The organism is Klebsiella sp. 141161 (assembly GCF_050600815.1).
GTDB lineage: Bacteria > Pseudomonadota > Gammaproteobacteria > Enterobacterales > Enterobacteriaceae > Klebsiella > Klebsiella aerogenes.
Genome location: NZ_JAQIRN010000002.1, coordinates 557807 through 578750 on the forward strand (window position 1 = coordinate 557807; position 20944 = coordinate 578750).

The following is a 20944-nucleotide window of genomic DNA, read 5'->3' on the forward strand; positions in this document are numbered from 1 at the left end:
TAAAACAAATTTGTTTAAACATTATGACGAGAAACGTTTTGTTTCAGATTACTGCCACGTTCAATGATTACGCCAACGTTGGCCGCACGAGCCACCGCGCCAGGCTTGCTGACTTTAATCCGCACCCACGGAGAATTAAATTTTTGCAGCAGGAGATCGGCTATCTCTTCCGCCACCCGCTCGACCAGCGCAAAACGCCCGCCCTCGACGTGGTTGATAACCAACTCGCTGATATCAGCATAGCTCAGGCAATCGCTCACATCGTCGCTGGCGGCAGCTTTGCGGTTATCCCACGCCATTTCGATATCGAACACTAACTTCTGTTCGATGGTCTGTTCCCAGTCGTAAACACCGATAGTGGTGATTACCGAAAGTTGCTCTATAAATACAATATCCATCACGACCTGCCTGCTTTTTGGCTAAACCGGATACCACTTCCGGCGAATTATGCGTATTATCCACAGATGCAAAGACATCCCCTAAAGAATTCACGTGTCCTGACAGCGGCGACGCGGCAAGATTTCGGGAACATAGCAGCATCACTATGTAACCTATCGCGCAAAGAAAGCCAACAAACTGTTAACACGAAAATGGGTGGGGTTCTAACGACATTTTCAAAATGGAACAGCTGATGAGTGCAATCGCGCCTGGACTAGTTATCCTCGCCTACCTCTGCGGCTCAATTTCCAGCGCCATTCTGGTATGCCGTCTTGCTGGTTTGCCCGACCCTCGCGATAGCGGTTCCGGCAACCCTGGGGCGACGAACGTACTCCGAATTGGCGGCAAGGGAGCAGCCGTAACGGTATTAATTTTTGATGTCCTGAAAGGGATGCTGCCGGTTTGGGGCGCCTGGGCGCTCGGCTTGACGCCATTCTGGCTCGGGCTGGTGGCGATCGCCGCCTGCGTCGGCCATATCTGGCCGGTGTTCTTTAATTTCCGCGGCGGCAAAGGCGTGGCAACCGCATTTGGCGCTATCGCGCCCATCGGCTGGGATCTCACCGGCGTGATGGCTGGCACCTGGCTGCTGACTATTCTGCTCAGCGGGTATTCCTCGCTGGGCGCTATCGTCAGCGCGCTGGTCGCCCCTTTCTACGTCTGGTGGTTCAAGCCGCAGTACACCTTTCCGGTCTCCATGCTCTCCTGCCTGATCCTGCTGCGCCATCACGACAACATCCAGCGCCTGTGGCGCCGTCAGGAAACGAAAATCTGGTCACGCTTTAAGAAGAAGAAAAAAACGCCAGAGCAGAAATAATCTCCACGCCCGGCCGCCTGTGCCGGGCTTCTTTGCCCCCACAAACGCATTCTATTTCCCACTTTTTTAGCCAATCATAGCGGCAAAAGAGAAAACCAAAGATAATCCTTTCACTACAATGACTTAGTTATGAGTTATAACCAAAAGTGATTTTTTCGTCCCCGCGTCGCTGTTTACTCTGAAGATCTTTATAAGAGAAAAAAGCACAACACCATGACTGATGTAATTAACGCGACGCCAGCGGCAACCTCTGCGTCGCCCGGCGGGGAAGTAAAATGGATCGGCAGCGCGGCGGACGTCTCGCGCCTCATCAATGAAGGCAGCAGCGGGCGCAATAACGCGCGTATCGTCATGGGAATCGCCCTCGGCGGTATTTTCCTTGATGCCTACGATCTTGGCTCGCTGGCCTTCGGCCTGAAAGATATTACCCGGGAATTCAACCTGACGCCTGCCGGTACCGGGATGGTCGCCTCGGCCATCACCTTCGGCGCTATCGTTGGCGCGCTGCTCGGCGGTTACTTGACGGACAAAATTGGCCGCTATCGCGTGTTTATGGCGGATATGCTGTTCTTCGTGGTAGCGGCAATCGCCTGCGCGCTGGCGCCGAATGAATACGTCCTTACTGGCGCGCGCTTCGTGATGGGCCTCGGCGTCGGGATCGACCTGCCGGTGGCGATGGCGTTTCTCAGCGAATTCGCGAGGCTCAAAGGGCCCGGCAACAAGGCGGCCAGCGTGGCGATGTGGTGCCCCACATGGTACGCGGCAATCAGCATTTCATATCTGCTGGTACTCTTTTTCTATGCCGTCTTGCCGGAAAGCCATAGCGACTGGCTATGGCGGATTATTCTTGGTTTTGGCGCCATCCCGGCGCTGGTGATTATCGCTATCCGTAGCCGCTACATGAGCGAATCGCCGGTGTGGGCCGCCAACCAGGGCAACCTGCGTGAAGCTGCGTCTATTCTACGCCAGGCGTACAACATCAATGCACACGTTGCCCAGGACGCGCTGGAAAAACCGGCGCCCAAAGTTCGTAGCGCCCAATGGAGTAACTATCTGCGCCTGTTCCGCGGCGTCTACCTGCGCCGCACCACGCTTTCTACCCTGCTGTCGGTGGTTTCCTCGTTTGCCTATAACGCCGTCGCGTTCGGTCTGCCGGTAATCATCTCCAGCTTCTTCGTGCAGTCAATGTTGACGACGATTTTGATTTCGCTGGCGCTGAATTTGCTGTTCGCTTTCGTAGGAGGGATGCTGGCGGTACGCCTGGTACCGCGCTTCGGCGCCTGGCGGATGTCGCTGGCGGGTTATGGCTGCCAGCTAACGGCGCTGCTCGGCCTGGCGCTGATTGGTCGCCCTGATGGCGCAGGCGAAGGCGTCGCCGCCGTGGCGATGCTGGCGCTGTTCCTTTTCGGCCAGGGGTTTGGCCCCGGCGCACACACTATGACCTTCGCCTCGTTAAGCTATCCGACATCGCTGCGCGGCGTTGGCGTCGGGCTCAACCAGACGCTTATGCGCGGCAGCTCAACGCTTTCTTTATTCCTCTTCCCGCTGCTGGTCGCCGCGCTGGATACCCGCGTTTTCTGGATCATCGCCGCGGCGCCGCTGACTGGGCTATTGTCGCTGCTGGCGATACGCTGGGAGCCGTCAGGCTACGACATCGACGCCGAGGATTATCAGCAGCCTTAATCCACGCGTAAAAAAGCCGCCTCGATGGGCGGCTTCTTTGTGGTTATCAGGCGGCCGGCAGTTCCGCCAACGGCCAGCGCGGCCGCACGGTAACGCCGAGTCCGGCATTGGCGCCGCCCTGCAGGCGGACCATCCCGGCGTAAGCGATCATCGCGCCGTTATCGGTACAGAACTCAGGACGGGCATAAAACACTTCGCCGCCGCGTTTGCTCATCATTTCCGCCAGCTTCGCGCGCAGCGTACGGTTAGCGCTTACGCCCCCCGCCATCACCAGACGCTTAAAGCCGGTTTGCTCCAGCGCGCGGCGGCATTTAATCATCAGCGTATCGACCACCGCGTCTTCAAATGCGCGGGCGATATCGGCACGGGTTTGCTCATCGTCGCCGTTGTTACGAATGGTATTAGCGGCGAAGGTTTTCAGGCCGGAGAAGCTAAAATCGAGCCCCGGACGATCGGTCATTGGCCGCGGGAAAACGAAGCGGCCTTCGGTGCCCTGAGACGCCATTTTCGACAGCATCGGCCCGCCGGGATAATCCAGCCCCAACAGTTTCGCCGTCTTATCAAAGGCTTCACCAGCGGCATCATCGATTGACTCGCCCAGCAGTTCATACTGACCAATGCCGGTGACGCTAATCAACTGGGTGTGACCGCCTGAAACCAGCAGAGCGACGAACGGGAACGCCGGCGGGTTATCTTCCAGCATTGGCGCCAGCAGGTGTCCTTCCATATGGTGTACCGGAATCGCCGGCACGTTCCAGGCGAACGCCAGCGAGCGGCCAACGGTCGCGCCGACCAGCAGCGCGCCCACCAGGCCAGGGCCTGCCGTATAGGCAACGGCATCAATATCTTTCGCCGTCAGACCCGCTTCTTTAAGCGCCGCCTGAATCAGCGGAACGGTCTTACGCACGTGGTCGCGCGACGCCAGTTCAGGCACCACGCCGCCGTAGTCGGCGTGCAATTTCACCTGACTATACAGCTGGTTGGCTAACAGACCTTGTTTATCGTCGTAAATGGCGATGCCGGTTTCATCGCAGGATGTTTCAATTCCCAGTACACGCATGAGTTGTTTTACCTCGTTTCAATACCGCGCAGTGTAGGACCAATGACCGGCGATGTAAAACTTTGCTCACCCCTGGTGTTCTCTTCGTGTATACTCCTCACCCTTATAAAAGTCCCCTTTCAAAAAAGGCGCCGGTGCTTTACAAAGCAGCAGTAGTTGCAGTAAAATTCCGCACCATTTTGAAATAAGCTGGCATTGCGGCCAGCGGCAAACCGAATTAATCAAAGGTGAGAGGCACATGCCGGTAATTAAAGTACGTGAAAACGAGCCGTTCGACGTAGCTCTGCGTCGCTTCAAGCGTTCCTGCGAAAAAGCAGGTGTTCTGGCGGAAGTTCGTCGTCGTGAGTTCTATGAAAAACCGACTACCGAACGTAAGCGCGCTAAAGCTTCTGCAGTGAAACGTCACGCGAAGAAACTGGCTCGCGAAAACGCACGCCGCACTCGTCTGTACTAATCTGTTGAGAGCGAAGCTCTCAATTCAGACCGAGTTGTAGTTGTAAGGCCGTGCTTCCGAAAGGAATGCGCGGCTTATTTTCGTTTATGCATTAGCAGATACACGAGATCGTTCAAACTGTCTTCAGGCGACATATCGAGGCCGTTTGCAGGATGCAGTGTATAGATTACGGGGCATATGGCTGGACGAATCCCACGCGTATTTATCAATGACCTGCTGGCGCGCACCGACATCATCGATCTGATCGATGCTCGGGTGAAGCTGAAAAAGCAGGGCAAGAATTATCACGCGTGTTGTCCATTCCATAACGAAAAAACCCCCTCCTTCACCGTCAACGGTGAAAAGCAGTTTTACCATTGCTTCGGCTGCGGTGCGCACGGCAACGCCATCGACTTCCTGATGAACTACGACAAGCTCGAGTTCGTCGAAACCGTCGAAGAGCTGGCCGCCATGCACAACCTTGAAGTGCCCTATGAAGCAGGTAATGGACCGAGCCAGATAGAACGGCATCAGCGGCAGAATCTTTATCAACTGCTGGACGGTCTGAACACGTTTTACCAACAGTCTCTGAACCAACCCGCCGCCGAACCCGCGCGCCAGTATCTGGCAAAACGCGGCTTAAGCAGCGAGGTGATTACCCGCTTCGCAATAGGCTTCGCTCCCCCTGGTTGGGATAACGTTTTAAAACGTTTTGGCGGCAATCAGGAAAACCGCCAGTCGCTTATTGATGCGGGCATGCTGGTCACCAACGATCAGGGGCGCAGTTACGACCGCTTCCGCGAACGGGTAATGTTCCCGATCCGCGATAAGCGAGGCCGGGTGATTGGTTTTGGCGGGCGCGTGCTGGGCGATGCGCTGCCAAAATACCTGAACTCCCCGGAGACCGATATTTTCCATAAAGGCCGCCAGCTGTACGGCCTGTATGAAGCGCAGCAGGATAACGCCGAACCTCAGCGTCTGCTGGTGGTCGAAGGCTATATGGACGTCGTCGCGCTGGCGCAGTACGGCATTAATTATGCCGTGGCCTCGCTGGGCACCTCGACGACCGCCGACCACATTCAGCTGTTGTTCCGGGCGACCAATCAGGTCATCTGCTGTTACGACGGCGACCGGGCTGGCCGCGACGCGGCATGGCGCGCGCTGGAAACGGCGCTACCGTATATGACCGATGGCCGCCAGCTACGCTTTATGTTTTTACCTGACGGCGAAGACCCGGATACGCTGGTGCGTAAAGAGGGCAAAGAGGCGTTTGAAGCGCGGATGGAGCAGGCACAGCCGCTCTCCACGTTTTTATTCAATAGTCTGATGCCGCAGGTCGACCTGAGCACTCCGGACGGGCGCGCGCAGCTGAGCACGCTGGCGCTGCCGCTGATAACCCAGGTGCCGGGCGAAACGCTGCGCATCTATTTGCGTCAGGAGCTGGGCAACAAACTGGGCATTCTGGATGACGCCCAGCTTGAACGTTTAATGCCGAAACAGGCGGAAAATAGCGCTCAACGCCCGGCGCCGCAGCTAAAACGCACGACCATGCGTATACTTATAGGGTTACTGGTGCAGAACCCCGATCTGGCGCCGCTGGTTCCGCCCTTAGCCGGTCTGGATCAGCAAAAGATGCCAGGGCTTGGTTTATTCAGCGAACTGGTCAATACGTGTCTGGCGCAGCCAGGTCTGACCACCGGGCAACTTTTAGAGCAGTATCGCGGGACAAATGAAGCGGCAACCCTTGAAAAACTGTCGATGTGGGACGATATAGCAGATAAGGATATCGCTGAACAAACCTTCACCGACTCGCTCAACCATATGTTTGACTCACTGCTGGAACTGCGACAAGAAGAGTTGATAGCTCGCGATCGCACACATGGTTTAAGCAGTGAGGAGCGCCGGGAACTCTGGACTATCAGCCAGGAACTGGCCAAAAAATGAATTTAACGGCTTAAGTGCCGAATATCGCTCGGGAAGCCCCCGACAGCCGCGCTGAGGCGCAGCGGCAATAATATAAGTACGCCCTCGCTTTAAATGTTGGCAGTTCGTCTGCCTGCACCAATCAAACGAATTAAGTGTGGATACCGTCTTATGGAGCAAAACCCGCAGTCACAGCTGAAGCTTCTTGTCCAACGTGGTAAGGAGCAAGGCTATCTGACCTATGCCGAGGTCAATGACCATCTGCCGGAAGATATCGTCGACTCCGATCAGATCGAAGACATCATCCAAATGATCAACGACATGGGTATTCAGGTGATGGAAGAAGCACCGGATGCCGATGATCTGCTGCTTGCTGAAACCTCCAATAATACCGATGAAGACGCGGAAGAAGCGGCGGCCCAGGTGCTGTCGAGCGTTGAATCTGAAATTGGCCGTACGACCGACCCGGTGCGCATGTACATGCGCGAAATGGGTACCGTTGAACTGCTGACCCGCGAAGGCGAAATCGACATCGCTAAACGCATCGAAGACGGGATCAACCAGGTCCAGTGCTCCGTTGCGGAATATCCGGAAGCCATCACCTATCTGCTGGAACAGTACGACCGCGTCGAAGCTGAAGAAGCTCGCCTGTCTGACCTGATTACCGGCTTCGTCGATCCGAACGCTGAAGAAGATATGGCGCCGACCGCCACTCACGTCGGTTCCGAGCTGTCTCAGGAAGAGATGGACGACGACGAAGATGAAGAAGAAGATGACGACGACGACAACAGCGATGACGATAACAGCATCGATCCGGAGCTGGCCCGCGAGAAATTCGCCGAGCTGCGCACCCAGTACGAGCTGACTCGCGACACCATCAAAGCGAAAGGCCGCAGCCACGCCGCCGCGCAGGAAGAGATCCTCAAGCTGTCCGAGGTCTTCAAACAGTTCCGTCTGGTGCCGAAACAGTTCGATTACCTGGTCAACAGCATGCGCAGCATGATGGATCGCGTTCGTACTCAAGAACGTATCATCATGAAGCTGTGCGTTGAACAGTGCAAAATGCCGAAGAAAAACTTCATCACCCTGTTCACCGGCAACGAAACCAGCGAAACCTGGTTCAACGCCGCCGTGGCGATGAACAAGCCGTGGTCCGAGAAGCTGCATGACGTTAAAGAAGACGTTCAGCGCGGCCTGCAGAAACTGCAGCAAATTGAAGAAGAAACCGGCCTGACCATCGAGCAGGTTAAAGATATCAACCGTCGCATGTCCATCGGCGAAGCGAAAGCCCGCCGTGCGAAGAAAGAGATGGTTGAAGCGAACTTACGTCTGGTTATTTCTATCGCCAAGAAATACACCAACCGCGGTCTGCAGTTCCTCGACCTGATTCAGGAAGGCAACATCGGTCTGATGAAAGCGGTAGATAAGTTTGAATACCGTCGTGGTTACAAGTTCTCCACCTATGCGACCTGGTGGATCCGTCAGGCTATCACCCGCTCCATCGCGGATCAGGCGCGCACCATCCGTATTCCGGTGCATATGATTGAGACTATCAACAAGCTCAACCGTATCTCCCGCCAGATGCTGCAGGAAATGGGCCGCGAGCCGACGCCGGAAGAACTGGCTGAACGCATGCTGATGCCGGAAGACAAAATCCGTAAGGTGCTGAAAATCGCCAAAGAGCCAATCTCCATGGAAACGCCGATCGGCGACGATGAAGATTCGCATCTGGGTGACTTCATCGAGGATACCACCCTCGAGCTGCCGCTGGATTCTGCGACCACCGAGAGCCTGCGTGCGGCAACGCACGACGTGCTGGCGGGCCTTACCGCTCGTGAAGCGAAAGTGCTGCGTATGCGTTTCGGTATCGACATGAACACCGACCACACGCTGGAAGAAGTGGGTAAACAGTTCGACGTTACCCGCGAACGTATTCGTCAGATCGAAGCGAAGGCGCTGCGTAAACTGCGCCACCCAAGCCGTTCTGAAGTGCTGCGTAGCTTCCTCGACGATTAATCGTCGCGCTGCAAAGAGAGTAAAAAGCTCCCCGCGGGGAGCTTTTTTTATGCCTGCGATTCGGGCGCCATCACCGCCCTCGTCCCGCCAGCGCCTCATCCAGTTCGCGATAGGCTTCAACCAGCTTGTCCAGCGTCGCCCGGTTTAAACCGCTGGGATTGGGCAGCACCCAGATTTCAGTTTCACCGATGGTCGCTTCCTGACGTCCCCACTTCGCGCCACGCACTCTGAATGCCTGCTCAAAGGCCTGCTTGCCGAGCACCGCCAGCGCCTGCGGCTGATAGTCCTGGATTTTGCTTATTAGCTCCTGCGCGCCATTGCGCAGTTCCAACAGGGCAACCTCGCTGGCCTGCACCGTCGGCCGCTCAACCAGCATGGTGATACCGCAGCCGGTATCCAGCAGATGCTGCTCCTCTTCCGGCTTCAGCTGCCGCTCGGTGAACCCCGCCTGGTGAATGACCTTCCAGAATCGATTTCCGGGATGGGCAAAATGAAACCCCGTATGCGCGGAGGACTTCCCCGGATTGATGCCGCAAAAGACCACCCGTAGCCCCGGCGCCAGGATATCGCTAATCATAATTTCTCCGGCTGAATGACTAAAAAGCTGATTATAAAGGATTGAAAATGCATTGTTTATAAAAACAGCAGCCGAGCGCTTTACGCTGGATTGCAGCGTGCAGTTACATTATAATCCCTCGCCACGGCCCCTTAGCTCAGTGGTTAGAGCAGGCGACTCATAATCGCTTGGTCGTTGGTTCAAACCCAACAGGGGCCACCAAATATCAAGGGCTTACGATTACTCGTATGCCCTTAGTCTTTTCCAGGATACCTACAGAATACGGCAGGCAAGTACTGCGGAGTATAAACGCGCCGGGTTAGAAGCTTGCAATATAGCGAAAGCGCAACGCATTCCAGTCCGCTCACGGTTGAGCAGAGTTCATCTTATACCAGAGCCCGCAGTTCCTCGCGCATGTATGAAGAAAAGTACTCAGGATTCTTAATAACTATACGCTCGCCGGACTCAATTCGTTCCGCCCATCCAGCTAACGTTTTAGTAAATTCGGGATCCCAGCCCTCTTGAGTGCCCCGGGCACACACATCAGCCGCGCTGGCCGGAGCTCCTAACTCATTAAGATACTTGAAAATGCCTTTAGCCGTACTTTCATCCATGGTGTGCGGTGCTGAAGATGACGTGTTCATGCCATTAATAAAATCCAGTGCTTTATCAATTACTGCTGACATATTCTTATCCTTAAAATATCCACGTTCGGTACAAGGCTTTAATATGGACTATATTTTGCTTAAGTATCAAAAGGTTTATCCATTTAATTGTTCAAATGTGAGCTATGTACAAATGGCTATATTTTTCTGCCGGGCAATCAGCACGGTAGTTAACATTATGCAAAGCGTGATTCTGGATATACATTGCTGGCGATGCCCTTCTGAGGCGACTACGTAAGCCAGCGCCATAAACCCGACAAAGCCAGCCATTTTCATGTCCCCAGAAGGTGATGATGGGGTGACAATTAAAAAAGGAGTTAAATCATCTAACTCCTTTTTGCTCAGTCGTCCGCCTGTATCACTTTGCCACTGCTCGTATCATTCACTGAATCAAAAAAGCCAGCCCGGCTGCGAAAAGAATAGAAAGCAGCACCGATGCCAGGCCAGGCAGCAGAAAAGGATGATCGATAATATGCCGCCCCAGTTTAGTCGAGCCGGTAACATCCAGTTCCACCGCCGCCAGTAACGTCGGATAGTTTGGTAAAATAAAAAGCGAAGCGGTAGCCGGGAAGCAGGCCACCAGAATACCGGGGGCAACGCCCATACTCAGCGCGGCGGGAAATAAAATTTTTGTTGAAGCCGCCTGAGAATACAGGAAACATGACGCCGCCATAATAATAATGGCCAGCATAATGGGTGACTCCAGGAAGTGTGACGAGAGCGTACTTTGCAACCACTGCTGATTGCTATCCATAAAGGTTGACCCCAGCCAGGCGACGCCGAGTATACAGATACAGGAGGTCATCCCGGTTTTAAATACCGAGCCGGACGGGACCTTTTGTACGTTAACCCGGCAACTCACCAGAATCAGCAACGCAACGCCCAACATCACCCCTACCCGCGCCTGCCCGCTGCTCATGACCGGATCGGTAATCAGCCCTAATTTGGGGCTGGTGACAATCGCATAGCACAGCACCACCAGCCCGACGATAAAGATCAGCACCGAACGAGCGGCATAAGTCGGGATCTCCCGCTCAGTCCGTGCCTTCACCTGCACCGGATTGTCATAGAGCCTATCCTGCTGGCGAATTCTGTCCCAGCACAGGTAAAACACGGAGGTGACCAGTAACGCAAGAAAGGTGGAAGGGATGGATACCGCAATAAGCTCAATATAGCCCCAGCCAGAATGGCTCTTTTCCAGAATCCCCGAAAAGAAAATCACCGCTGCGGAAATGGGCGATGCCACAATGCCAAGTAAAGAGGCGCTGACGGAGAGAGCGAGCGCCCGGGTAGGTTTTATATTGTTCTCTTTCGCCACGCCGACAATCACCGGCATACAGGCAAAAGAGACCTGTCCGGTGCTGGCCATCATGGTTAATAGCCAGGTGGAAAGCGGCGCGGTGATGACTAACAATCGCGGATAGCGGCGCAGCAGGCGCTCGGTGAGGTCAACCAGATATTCGATACCGCCGGCCTCCTGCATGGCCGCAATCGCCACAATCACCACCATGATAAACACGATAACCAGCATCGGCATATCCCCCGGCGTGGCGCCGAGCGCGCTGAGGACAATCACGCCAGCGCCGCCGGCAAAACCTACGCCGATACCGCCAACCCGCATGCCGATATAAAGAAACAGCAGCACGACCAGAAACTGAACTAATACCATAATTTGCCTCCACGGCTCCCTGTCCGGCATTAACCCTTTACATAATGAAATGACCTGCTAGTTCTGGTAGCCGGGTGTGCCGATCAGGATGACATCTCCCGGAGAGCTCGCGCTGAACGCGCCGATATCCGCAATACAGCAAGACATCTTTCTGCATTGCGGATTAACAACAGACTCAGCATAAATTAACGAACGAGGCCCAGCTCAGCAGCGCGCATGGCATCGTGGATCTCTTTTTCAGCCCCTTTTTCGAGCGGCAAAAGCGGAGAGCGGACGGTGGCATGCTCAAGGATCCCGCGCGCGACTAACGCATGTTTCAGCGCCACGGTACCTTCCATATGAGAACCGCGGTGGTATACGCTTTTGGTCACCGGCAGCAGTCGATCGTGCAGCTCACGCGCTTTCACATAATCACCCGCTTTACCCGCCTTAATCATTTCAATTAATGGTTCAGGCGCGATATTACCGTAGCCAACCAGGAAGCCATCGACATCAAACGCGGTGTGCAGCAGATATTCATCGTGGCAGCTTAAAATTTGCAGATCCGGACGCTCGCGGCGAATAACCGGAATTTCAGTATCCCAGCGGCGCATATTACGCACGCCATTCTTCATGGCGAATACGCCAGGCTGTGCGGAAATATCCAATAACGTTTGCAGATTGTAAGTGGCTTTAGTGACATCCGGATACTGGAAAAGAATCAGCGGCAGGCCGCTTTCTTCATAAACCACGCGGTAACGATCCTGAGGCGCGCCGTCCTGATAGCCAAAACGCAACCAGCCGTGAGAAGGATACAGCAAACCAGCGGATGCGCCGGCGGCAACAGCACGCTTGGCCTCCAGCGCAGCGACTTCCGTCCCTTCTCCGGTGATACCGGCAATAATTGGAAGCTTGCCATCTACCGACTTCACAAATGCGCGGATCACATTCGCCTGCTCTTCCTGAGTGAGAAAAGTCCCTTCCCCTGCGTGTCCCAGAACCACCAGACCTTTTACGCCGTCGATGCTGCCCAGCCAGCTACCGAGGCGCTGGATGGCATCATAATCTACCCGCCCCTCGCGAGTGAAGGGTGTAACCGGAGCCGGAGTCAAACCTCTGAGATCGATGTTAATCATAAGTATCCCCTTGATGAGTAAGCGTATATTTGCAGGTTAGCAATCGTTTGAAACGGACATGAAATCGTTTCTGCAATCGTTTTCACGCAGTTGACATTGAACCGCAAAAATAAAACCGTCAACGCCGAATTGGTTAAAAATGCAACGCAGATCACAAACTAAACAGCATTCCGCATCCGGGATGAGATCCGTTATACAAAATTCATTCCTCCCCGCTTTCACCAGGAAAGCCAGGAGGATCGCCGACGGATTAGTGACGTGGGGACGAGGTAGACTTACGAGGAATAAGGGAAGGCGTGGTAATCCGCATATTATTATTTACCTCTGGATTCAATAACATATCTACCGCATTACTGGCGATATGCTCCAGTGGCGTTCTAACCGAAGTCAGGGCTACGGGCAGCCTGCTCACCAGAGGAATATCATTGTATCCCACCAGAGACAGATCCTCACCAATCACCAGCCCTTGCTGATGGGCGGCAGCGAGCACGCCAATCGCCAACTCGTCATTGACGGCAAACAGCGCACTCGGGCGATGGGGCTGGCTGAGAATTTTCATTCCCTGCTGCTCTCCAGAGGCGATATTAAAATCAGAATGGCAGCACCATTCCGCTTCGATCCTGAGCCCGGCCTCCTGCATTGCCCGCTCAAAGCCCTTACGCCGGTTAAGCGCATTGGAGGCAAAATCGGGACCGCCGATCAGACCAATATCACGGTGGCCTAAATCTATCAGGTGTCGGGTTGCCAGATAGCCGCCAAGGTCATCGTCCCCGACCGATGAAGGACTAAACCCATCGGTACGCAGCGCCAGAACATGGGGCACATCCCGTTCACGCAGGGCTTGCGGCAAAGGATCGTCCAGCCGGCAGGTTGACATAATCAACCCATCCACACGACGATCCAGCAGCGATTCAACGGCGTTCTTCTCCTGCTCCTTGCTATCTCCGCAGGTCGCCACGATCGCGAAATACCCTCTCCTCGCCGCAGCCCTGGCTATCTCTTCGAAAAGCATCGCCGTGACGGCATCGGTCAGCCTCGGAACCAGGACGCCAAGCGTTCCGGTATCGCCACGGCGCAGGCTGGAAGCAACATAGTCCCGACGGTAGCCCAGCTCTCGGGCCACCTGGCGAATTTTATCTGCCGAGGCGCTGCGCGAGGTGGGTAATCTTTCATCGAGTACGCGCGAAACGGTCGAGACGCTCACGCCCGCAGCGCGAGCAACGTCCCGCATTGTCACCAGCTTTTTTTCCGGAAAATCGTTCAGTTCACTTTCTTGATCCATCTGCTGCTCCAACTCATCAATGCGGGTAAAAATCCGTGTTGCCCGTGCAAGGGATACCATCGTGCAAACCGTGGGGTGAAAGGATCTTACGTCAAACCTCGCCCGGACAAAAGGAATGGTACTTAACTTTGCCGGGTTCATTCGACGGGCCGTTAATTCACATTTCTTATTCGTTTTAACCTGTATTCGTCACTTCGCTTTTTTGCTCGTGAGTTTATTCAGATTGTGAACTGCTCGACATTTATACAACGAGCGTAATTGACTTAGCGCCAAATCCAGCAAAGGATTAGCTGAATGTGAAATCGATTGCAGTAACGTTACCACAAACTAATCAAGACAGCATTATATGCAGCACGTCTATGAATAAGGGTTCGTTGCCCTGTGGTTATTCAGAACCTTACGTGTATGCCCCAGACAACGTTTAACAGGGTAATACTATGTCAACTCAGGCCATTGCTTCAGATTACGCCGTTGCCAGCGGAACGACGTCAACACCAGACGTGCTGCTGGCAAGGCTGGAACGCCTCCCTATCACCCGACGGCTAAAGGCTATCCGCGTTATCGTCGGCTTATCGACCTTTTTCGATGCCTATACCATTATCGCTATCGCTTTTGCGCTCCCGCAGCTTACCCAGGAGTGGGGTTTAACGCCGACGTTTGTCGGTCTTATTATTGCGGCCAGTTATGTGGGCCAACTATGCGGCGCGCTATTTTTTGGTTCGCTGGCGGAAAAAATAGGTCGTATCGGCGTATTACGTATCACCATCATTCTGTTTGTACTGATGGATGCGGCCTGTCTTTTTGCGTGGAACGGTTGGTCCATTCTTATTATTCGCTTTTTGCAGGGAGTGGGAATCGGTGCGGAGGTTCCCGTTGCCAGCGCCTATATCAATGAATTTGTCGGGGCAAAAAAGCGAGGGCGTTTCTTTTTGTTGTATGAGGTGATTTTCCCCATTGGCATGATGTTTGCCGGGTTGGTGGGGTATTTTCTGGTGCCCATCTATGGTTGGAAAGTCATGTTTTTAATTGGCTTAGTTCCTTCCGCGTTGACCGTTCCCCTGCGCTGGTTAATGCCGGAATCACCACGCTGGCTGGCCGCAAAAGGTAGACTAAAGGAAGCGGATAATATCGTATCTACGCTGGAATCAGAGGTCATCAGGCGCGGCATGACGTTACCCGAGCCTGAAATAAAAACCCCTAAGGTGCAAAAATCGGCTCCGGAAGGCGTAAAAGCCCTGTTTGGCGGGATCTATAAATCCCGAACCTTTATGCTGTGGGGACTGTGGCTGACGGTTTATAGCGTCAACAACGGCATGATCACCTGGTTTCCAACCCTCTATAAAACCTGGTTTAACCTCTCTCTCGATACCAGTCTGGCCTACGGCTGGATCACCTCTTCCTGCGGCGTCGTGGCTTCAGTGATTTGCGCCCTGTTGATCGACCGCGTCGGGCGTAAGCGCTGGTACACATGGGCTTTTTTACTGGCGATTGTTCCGCTGATTACGCTTTCTATTCTGGGCGCAAAGTCTGCCGTTGAAATTCTGATTCTGGGAAGCCTGACCTACGCCATTTTGCAGACCATCGCTTTCTCGCTTTATCTATACGCGGCAGAACTATATCCCACCCGACTACGCGCCATTGGCACCGCATATTCCAGCGCATGGCTGCGCGCGGGCTCATCCATTGGCCCACTGATGGTGGGTTTTATCGTCGGAGGCTTCGGGATCCGTTTTGTGTTTATCACTTTCGCGGTTATTGCGCTGATTGGCGGCTTAATTACCTGGTTTTTTGCCATTGAAACCAAAGGAAAATCGTTAGAAGAGCTATCGCCATAAATGCTCCGTGGCTCCGGGAGATGCGGGGCCGCCTCTGGCAAGAAAACGACGCACCAGGCTGATTCAACTGCGTCTTATCGAAAAAATTCATAGACCTGGATCATCAACAGGCGGTGAAAAATATGAACAAACTGATTCAAAGCGGCACGATGCTGCTGGCTTTACTACACCCTTTCCTGGCGTTGGCCAACGATACGTTTTTTTCTTCCACAGCAAAAAACATGACCGGAGAGTGGGGCGGCGTGCGCACGGATCTGCGCCATCGTGGTTATGACTTTACGCTGGAATATAGTTCGATGACCGCCACGAATATTTCCGGCGGCTACGATCGCGATAAAACCCTGCGCTACAGCGATCAGTATATTCTCGGCATCGATATGGATCTGGAGAAGATTTTCGGCATTCACGACGGAGAATTTAAAGCGTCGCTAAACGATCGTAACGGGAGAGATTTGACTCAGGATCGTCTCCAGGACCCGCGCGCTCCGGTAATCGGCTCGGGTGTTCAGAGTAACTACGGTCGGGGACAAACATGGCACGCGGCACAGTTCTGGTTTAAAAAAACCTGGCAGGATAAAAAGTGGGATCTCAAGGTCGGTCTCATGCCGCCAGGAGAGGACTTTGATAATAGCGGCTGTTTTTTTCAAAACCTGTCGTTGTGCGGTTCGTTAGCCGGGCACGGTAGCGGCGTCTGGTATAACACTCCCATAGGCCAGTGGGGTGGCCGCATTAAATACGCTCTTAGTTCGGCGCTTTATATCCAGGCTGGCGGATTTCAATATAACCCTAACTACGCTACCCGCCACGGCAGTTTCGAGCTCGATGGCACCGGGCATTTGGGGTACATGTATATTGTTGAACTGGGGCATAGGCCCACTCCAGGCGCCACATTCCTGCCGGACACCTGGAAAATCGGCGGCTGGTACAACACAGCGGACGCCAATGATGTACTGGATGACGACAATGGCGATCCCTATGTCCTCACGCGGCAGGCTGCCCGGCGACACGGCGGCCGTTACGGAGGTTATCTCTATGTCAGCCAGCAGTTGACCCACGCGGGCAGCCAGCGACAAAATGGCCTCAACATTTTCGGGCATCTGGCCATAAATGATAAAAATACGGCGACAATGGACTATCAGATCCAGGCCGGTATCATTTATAAGGGCCCTTTCGCCAGTCGCCCGCAGGACTTTATCAGCTTCGGCGTAAGTAAAATGCATGCCAACGCCAAAGTCGCTCGTCGAGCGCAGCTCCAGAACCAGATGCGGGGGATCGATGATTATGATGATCCCTTGTATGTCCCGGTCCGCAAAAGCGAGTATGCCGCAGAGCTGCATTATAGCTTTCACGTTACGCCATGGCTGACCTTGCGGCCTAATCTCCAGCTACTCGCCCATCCGGGAGGAATAGAGGAGATTAAAGATGCATGGGTTATCGGAAACCAGGTGACCATCAAACTTTAATAAAACAGGCCTCGCCGTGTTGACTAATAAAAAATATAAGTAACAAAATCATACAATTAAGCCACTCCACTGAGTGGCTTTTTTTCTGGATTAAGTAATGATGGTTCGATGGTTTCCAGCCATTTTGCTGTTCACGCAAAAAATTTTAGCGCTTCCAAAATAAAAAGTGAAACAGCGTTCCAACAACCTCTTGTTTTATCAACAATTCCTGCCTGTTTTTCGCAAAAAACGACGTCCTCGCAGGGCAATAAAATATCGGCAAGGCTCACAAAATATAAACGCAAAATTTTTTCGTATTGCGCATATGAAATGCGTAGTGATTTAATTCTTATAGCCAAATCATCCTTACAGATAGAATGAGAATAAAAATGGAAAAGCGTCCACTGAATAAAAATATTGATTTACTGCTGCGCAGATTTACTGAATTAAAGGATAACGGGCGGTTTAATGAACCCAATCTTGACGGTAGCGCCGGAGATTATATTTCATTTTCCAGTTGGGAATGGCCGCAGGGCGTAGGGCTATTTGGTCTGGTACGTTTATGGGAAAACACGAAGTCTGATGAGCTATATCAAATTATCGACCAGTGGTTTCAGGGAAATATCGAAAAAGGCCTACCAGGCCTGAACGTCAATACCACCGCGCCGATGCTTCCCCTCTCGCTTTTCTGGTCCCATCATCGGCAACCGCACTACCAGCAGGTGCTGGATAACTGGGCAAACCGCGTGATGACGGAACTACCGCGTACGCCGGAACAAGGCTTCCAGCATGTGGTCTCCGACGGCATTAACGACATGGAGATCTGGGACGACACGCTGTTTATGGTGGTACTGTTCCTCGCGCACTACGGTACGGTTTCCGGGCGTCAGGAACTGGTAGATGAAGCCGTTCGGCAGTTTCTGCTGCATGCGCGCTATCTCAACGATCCGCAGACCGGCCTGTGGTACCACGGCTGGAGCTTTGTCGAGAACAGCAACTTTGCCAAAGCCCGCTGGGCGCGCGGTAATGCGTGGATCACCGTCGGTATACTCGAATTACTGGAACTAGCCGACGTAGGCGCGGGCGTTCGGGAGTACCTGATAGAGTGCCTGAAAAAGCAGGTTAATACGTTAATCGATCTGCAGGCCGCTAATGGCGCCTGGCACACCCTGCTCGACCATCCTGACTCTTACATCGAAATTTCCGCCACCGCCGGTTTTGGCTATGGCTTATTAAAAGGCGCCCGTCTTGGCATTGGCGATGAACGATGGCTACAGGCGGGTATGAAAGCACTGGCGATTGTTCAGGATAATATTGATGCCGCAGGAACGGTGCACAATGTTTCTTATGGCACGCGAATGGGGCGCACCCTGCAATTTTATAAAGACATTCCATTACAACCTACCGGTTATGGGCAGGCCTTAGCAATATTATGCCTGAGCGAAGGTTTGCGCCTGACTGATAATAAATAAAATAGATTCCTTCTCTATTTGGAGAAAGTAATAATGACTATCGAATATAGTAATTTTAATTTAACGGCGGGTAACGCCGTGCGCTACTGGCAGCTATCCGATATTACCAGTTTACGCTATGACACGGTGGACACGCCGATGGCTGGCGAAATGGACCCGTTTTTCTTTTTAAGCAAACATAAAAACTTCATTCCACATACCTACCCGTGCCGCGACGATTTTCGCCAGCACTTTGCTGAAAAAAAACCGCAGCCTTTCGCCAGCGCAAACTACTCACGCTGGTGGTTCCCTTTTGCTTCCGACAGGGTCGATCTCTCCGGCTTTTGGTTCCGTCCAACTCGGGTCGGCGCCTGGGCCAGAACGCTTCTCGATTGCCCACAGGCGGGCGAGTATCGTTTTCGCCTCTCCACCTGTGGCGGCGCGCTGCTAAAGCTGAACGGCGAAGAAGTGCTCTGGATGGCGGATTATCAGCGTAACCTCGAAAACCAGCGTGAATTCAGCCTGTCGTTACAGGCGGGGAAAAATGAGCTGGAGCTGTGGTTTGATGACTTAGCCGAACGCGATATTCGCTTCTTTTTCCAACTCGACTACCTCGCCGGCGAGCCGCTGCGTATTGCGTTGGCAACGCCGCTAACCGATGCGCAGGTCAAAGAGATGGAACAGCTCCTGGACGGCGTTTCCTTTGAACATCCGGTATATAACCGCGGCACCATTCGCCTGGTATTTCCTCAGCCCGCATCGACGGACTACGGCCTGCGCGTCAACGTGCTGGGGGATTTTATCTCGCTGGATGAACCGGTCACGCTCGATAGCCGACTCCCCGCCGGCGAGTCGCTGGTCGCCATTGCTGAAAGTGAAGCTATTCCGGCGGACTTCCGCAATTTCCACATCACGCTGCAGCGTGAAGGGTTCAAGATAAGCCGCACGCTGGGCGTCGAAATCTGCCACGCTGACCGCCAAACGGCGATCCCGGCAACGCTGGAAGCACGTATTGCGCAAGCGCTGGAGGTGGTCGCTCATGAAGGTGAATATAGCAGCGTCAAAGCGCTAGCGCGCCTGGCCTGCGGCCTGAACGATGAGCAAACCCAGCAGATGCTGGATGGCGTTCTGCCGTCGGTGCTCGACTGCCACGATTGTGCCGACTTTACGCTTGTGCCGCTGCTGTGGTGCCGGACGGTATGGGGCGACAAGATCGACCCGGAGGTTCGCGGGCGCATCGATGACGCGATTCTGCGTTTCCGCTACTGGATGGACGAACCCGGCAACGATGTACAGTGGTACTTCTCTGAGAACCACGCCCTGTTGTTCCACACTGCGGCGCTGCTGGCGGGCAATCTCTTCCCGGACGCGACTTTCACTCGTTCCGGGCGCAGCGGACGCGAGCAGGCGGCGGCGGGTAAAGCGCGGGTCATCAGTTGGCTGGACCATTTCGAGCAGTGTGAAATGGCCGAATGGAACTCAGCGCCCTACTTCCCCATTGATTTAAAAGGTCTCACCGCACTGGCGGCACTGTCCGGCGACGCGCAAATAAGCCAGCGCGCCATCGCGGCAATCACACGCTTGCTGGCGCAGATTGCCCGCTCCGCCCACCAGGGTTTTCTGACCGCCTCGCAGGGACGTTCTTACGAACACACCCTACGCGCCGGACGCTCTCTGGAACTGGCGGCGATTTCGCGTCTGCTGTGGGGCAAAGGTAACTATGGTTGTCGTTTCCATGCGCTGCCGCAATTAGCCCTGCTGCTGCGTGATGGCCTGCTCACCCTTCCGGCGGAACTAGCAGAAGTTGCCGCCTGGCAAAAAGAGAGCGCCATCGAGTGGTGTTTTGCCCAGGGCGCCAACCGGATCGCCAAACTCTATCACTACAAAAACCGCCATGCGGCGATGGGGTCCATCGCCGGCTATCGCTGGGGAGAATGGGGCTATCAGGAGACGCCGTTCCATTTACGTCTGGGCAACCAACCTGAAGCGCAGATCTGGATCAACCATCCAGGCGAGACCCTGCACGGCGGATTCGGTCGCCCCTCTTACTGGGGCGGGTGCGGCACGCTGCCGCGCGTGCAGCAATATCGCGGGCTGGCGGTGCTGACTTTCAATCTGCACGCCGATCAGCCTGACTTTACTCACGCCTGGCTGCCGCAAAGCCAGTTTGATGAGGTCGTTATTAGCGGACAGCGCGCGGCGGTACGCAGCGGTGACGGTATGGCGCTGCTGGTGGGTAATCAGCCGTTTGAAACGGTGAATACGGGGCCAACCCGCGGCTGCGAAATTCGCCTTAACGGGCAACAAACCCGCTGGCTGGTTCGCATCAACGATCGGGTCGATAGCTCCCTGGAATCCTTCAGCGCATGTTTCAGCGGCCTGACCCTCATCCAGCACGACGACGGCAGTATTGAAGTAAACGATCCGCTGTACGGTACGGTGCGCTTCCTGGCCGATGGACGAGTGAGCGCCGAAAACCGCACGCTGGACCCACAGCAGTGGAGCGTCGTGGGCAGCAGTCGTGAACTTCCTCTGTAACCAACGCCCGGCAGAGACCGGGCA

General features: G+C 54.2%; 16 protein-coding genes and 1 tRNA gene. 10 read left to right on the top strand and 7 right to left on the bottom strand.

The window, feature by feature from the left end:
* Nucleotides 1–14: 14 nt before the first annotated feature.
* Complete coding sequence (gene folB, locus PGR79_RS07260) at nt 15–398, bottom strand: bifunctional dihydroneopterin aldolase/7,8-dihydroneopterin epimerase (RefSeq protein ID WP_020077905.1); 384 nt, start codon at nt 396–398, stop codon at nt 15–17.
* 233 nt (nt 399–631) lie between these two features.
* Here folB and plsY point away from each other — a divergent pair, with 233 nt between their 5' ends.
* Entirely contained in the window at nt 632–1252 is a 621-nt protein-coding gene (gene plsY / locus PGR79_RS07265) for a glycerol-3-phosphate 1-O-acyltransferase PlsY (RefSeq protein ID WP_015703522.1), read from the top strand.
* Between the two features lie 213 nt (nt 1253–1465).
* Nucleotides 1466–2935 (top strand): MFS transporter, encoded by a 1470-nt coding sequence (locus tag PGR79_RS07270; protein WP_113373081.1) that lies wholly within the window; start codon nt 1466–1468, stop codon nt 2933–2935.
* Nucleotides 2936–2981: 46 nt separating this feature from the next.
* Here PGR79_RS07270 and tsaD read toward each other — a convergent pair whose 3' ends face one another.
* The gene (gene tsaD, locus PGR79_RS07275) at nt 2982–3995 is read right to left on the bottom strand and encodes a tRNA (adenosine(37)-N6)-threonylcarbamoyltransferase complex transferase subunit TsaD (RefSeq protein WP_032712539.1); all 1014 of its coding nucleotides are present in this window, start codon (nt 3993–3995) and stop codon (nt 2982–2984) included.
* A gap of 238 nt (nt 3996–4233) precedes the next feature.
* Between tsaD and rpsU the strand changes: the two genes are divergently transcribed.
* The 3 genes from rpsU (at nt 4234) to rpoD (ending at nt 8367) form a co-directional block, all read left to right on the top strand.
* A complete protein-coding gene (gene rpsU / locus PGR79_RS07280; protein ID WP_001144069.1) occupies nt 4234–4449 on the top strand; it encodes a 30S ribosomal protein S21 in 216 nt (71 codons plus the stop codon).
* 177 nt (nt 4450–4626) lie between these two features.
* Nucleotides 4627–6372, top strand: coding sequence for a DNA primase (gene dnaG / locus PGR79_RS07285; protein WP_087859834.1), 1746 nt, complete (start codon nt 4627–4629; stop codon nt 6370–6372).
* 150 nt (nt 6373–6522) lie between these two features.
* Complete coding sequence (rpoD, locus tag PGR79_RS07290; protein WP_015369628.1) at nt 6523–8367, top strand: RNA polymerase sigma factor RpoD; 1845 nt, start codon at nt 6523–6525, stop codon at nt 8365–8367.
* Between the two features lie 70 nt (nt 8368–8437).
* Here rpoD and mug read toward each other — a convergent pair whose 3' ends face one another.
* A complete protein-coding gene (gene mug / locus PGR79_RS07295) occupies nt 8438–8944 on the bottom strand; it encodes a G/U mismatch-specific DNA glycosylase (protein WP_047065600.1) in 507 nt (168 codons plus the stop codon).
* 125 nt (nt 8945–9069) lie between these two features.
* Between mug and PGR79_RS07300 the strand changes: the two genes are divergently transcribed.
* Nucleotides 9070–9145: transfer RNA gene (locus tag PGR79_RS07300), tRNA-Ile, on the top strand.
* Between the two features lie 164 nt (nt 9146–9309).
* Here the strand turns inward: PGR79_RS07300 and PGR79_RS07305 are convergent.
* The 4 genes from PGR79_RS07305 to PGR79_RS07320 all read right to left on the bottom strand — a co-directional run bounded on the left by PGR79_RS07305 (nt 9310) and on the right by PGR79_RS07320 (nt 13654).
* The gene (locus PGR79_RS07305) at nt 9310–9609 is read right to left on the bottom strand and encodes a DUF1889 family protein (protein WP_113373083.1); all 300 of its coding nucleotides are present in this window, start codon (nt 9607–9609) and stop codon (nt 9310–9312) included.
* A 361-nt stretch (nt 9610–9970) separates the two neighbouring features.
* Nucleotides 9971–11257: an anaerobic C4-dicarboxylate transporter family protein gene (locus PGR79_RS07310; RefSeq protein ID WP_430921357.1), complete on the bottom strand. Its 1287-nt coding sequence runs from the start codon at nt 11255–11257 to the stop codon at nt 9971–9973.
* Between the two features lie 185 nt (nt 11258–11442).
* A complete protein-coding gene (locus PGR79_RS07315; protein WP_032709182.1) occupies nt 11443–12372 on the bottom strand; it encodes a dihydrodipicolinate synthase family protein in 930 nt (309 codons plus the stop codon).
* Nucleotides 12373–12622: 250 nt separating this feature from the next.
* Nucleotides 12623–13654, bottom strand: coding sequence for a LacI family DNA-binding transcriptional regulator (locus PGR79_RS07320; RefSeq protein ID WP_113373149.1), 1032 nt, complete (start codon nt 13652–13654; stop codon nt 12623–12625).
* Nucleotides 13655–14091: 437 nt separating this feature from the next.
* Here PGR79_RS07320 and PGR79_RS07325 point away from each other — a divergent pair, with 437 nt between their 5' ends.
* The 4 genes from PGR79_RS07325 (at nt 14092) to PGR79_RS07340 (ending at nt 20920) form a co-directional block, all read left to right on the top strand.
* A complete protein-coding gene (locus PGR79_RS07325; protein WP_113373085.1) occupies nt 14092–15489 on the top strand; it encodes an MFS transporter in 1398 nt (465 codons plus the stop codon).
* Nucleotides 15490–15611: 122 nt separating this feature from the next.
* Nucleotides 15612–16952 (top strand): carbohydrate porin, encoded by a 1341-nt coding sequence (locus PGR79_RS07330; RefSeq protein ID WP_430921359.1) that lies wholly within the window; start codon nt 15612–15614, stop codon nt 16950–16952.
* Nucleotides 16953–17320: 368 nt separating this feature from the next.
* Nucleotides 17321–18403, top strand: a complete 1083-nt coding sequence (locus tag PGR79_RS07335) for a glycoside hydrolase family 88/105 protein (protein WP_430921361.1) — start codon at nt 17321–17323, stop codon at nt 18401–18403.
* Nucleotides 18404–18436: 33 nt separating this feature from the next.
* Nucleotides 18437–20920 (top strand): hypothetical protein, encoded by a 2484-nt coding sequence (locus tag PGR79_RS07340; protein WP_430921363.1) that lies wholly within the window; start codon nt 18437–18439, stop codon nt 20918–20920.
* Nucleotides 20921–20944 lie beyond the last annotated feature (24 nt).

Excerpts from the sequence above, each read along its gene's own strand:
- folB (WP_020077905.1), bottom strand. The coding sequence starts at position 398 with ATGGATATTGTATTTATAGAGCAACTTTCGGTAATCACCACTATCGGT.
- plsY (WP_015703522.1), top strand. The coding sequence starts at position 632 with ATGAGTGCAATCGCGCCTGGACTAGTTATCCTCGCCTACCTCTGCGGC.
- PGR79_RS07270 (WP_113373081.1), top strand. The coding sequence starts at position 1,466 with ATGACTGATGTAATTAACGCGACGCCAGCGGCAACCTCTGCGTCGCCC.
- tsaD (WP_032712539.1), bottom strand. The coding sequence starts at position 3,995 with ATGCGTGTACTGGGAATTGAAACATCCTGCGATGAAACCGGCATCGCC.
- rpsU (WP_001144069.1), top strand. The coding sequence starts at position 4,234 with ATGCCGGTAATTAAAGTACGTGAAAACGAGCCGTTCGACGTAGCTCTG.
- dnaG (WP_087859834.1), top strand. The coding sequence starts at position 4,627 with ATGGCTGGACGAATCCCACGCGTATTTATCAATGACCTGCTGGCGCGC.
- rpoD (WP_015369628.1), top strand. The coding sequence starts at position 6,523 with ATGGAGCAAAACCCGCAGTCACAGCTGAAGCTTCTTGTCCAACGTGGT.
- mug (WP_047065600.1), bottom strand. The coding sequence starts at position 8,944 with ATGATTAGCGATATCCTGGCGCCGGGGCTACGGGTGGTCTTTTGCGGC.
- PGR79_RS07305 (WP_113373083.1), bottom strand. The coding sequence starts at position 9,609 with ATGTCAGCAGTAATTGATAAAGCACTGGATTTTATTAATGGCATGAAC.
- PGR79_RS07310 (WP_430921357.1), bottom strand. The coding sequence starts at position 11,257 with ATGGTATTAGTTCAGTTTCTGGTCGTGCTGCTGTTTCTTTATATCGGC.
- PGR79_RS07315 (WP_032709182.1), bottom strand. The coding sequence starts at position 12,372 with ATGATTAACATCGATCTCAGAGGTTTGACTCCGGCTCCGGTTACACCC.
- PGR79_RS07320 (WP_113373149.1), bottom strand. The coding sequence starts at position 13,654 with ATGGATCAAGAAAGTGAACTGAACGATTTTCCGGAAAAAAAGCTGGTG.
- PGR79_RS07325 (WP_113373085.1), top strand. The coding sequence starts at position 14,092 with ATGTCAACTCAGGCCATTGCTTCAGATTACGCCGTTGCCAGCGGAACG.
- PGR79_RS07330 (WP_430921359.1), top strand. The coding sequence starts at position 15,612 with ATGAACAAACTGATTCAAAGCGGCACGATGCTGCTGGCTTTACTACAC.
- PGR79_RS07335 (WP_430921361.1), top strand. The coding sequence starts at position 17,321 with ATGGAAAAGCGTCCACTGAATAAAAATATTGATTTACTGCTGCGCAGA.
- PGR79_RS07340 (WP_430921363.1), top strand. The coding sequence starts at position 18,437 with ATGACTATCGAATATAGTAATTTTAATTTAACGGCGGGTAACGCCGTG.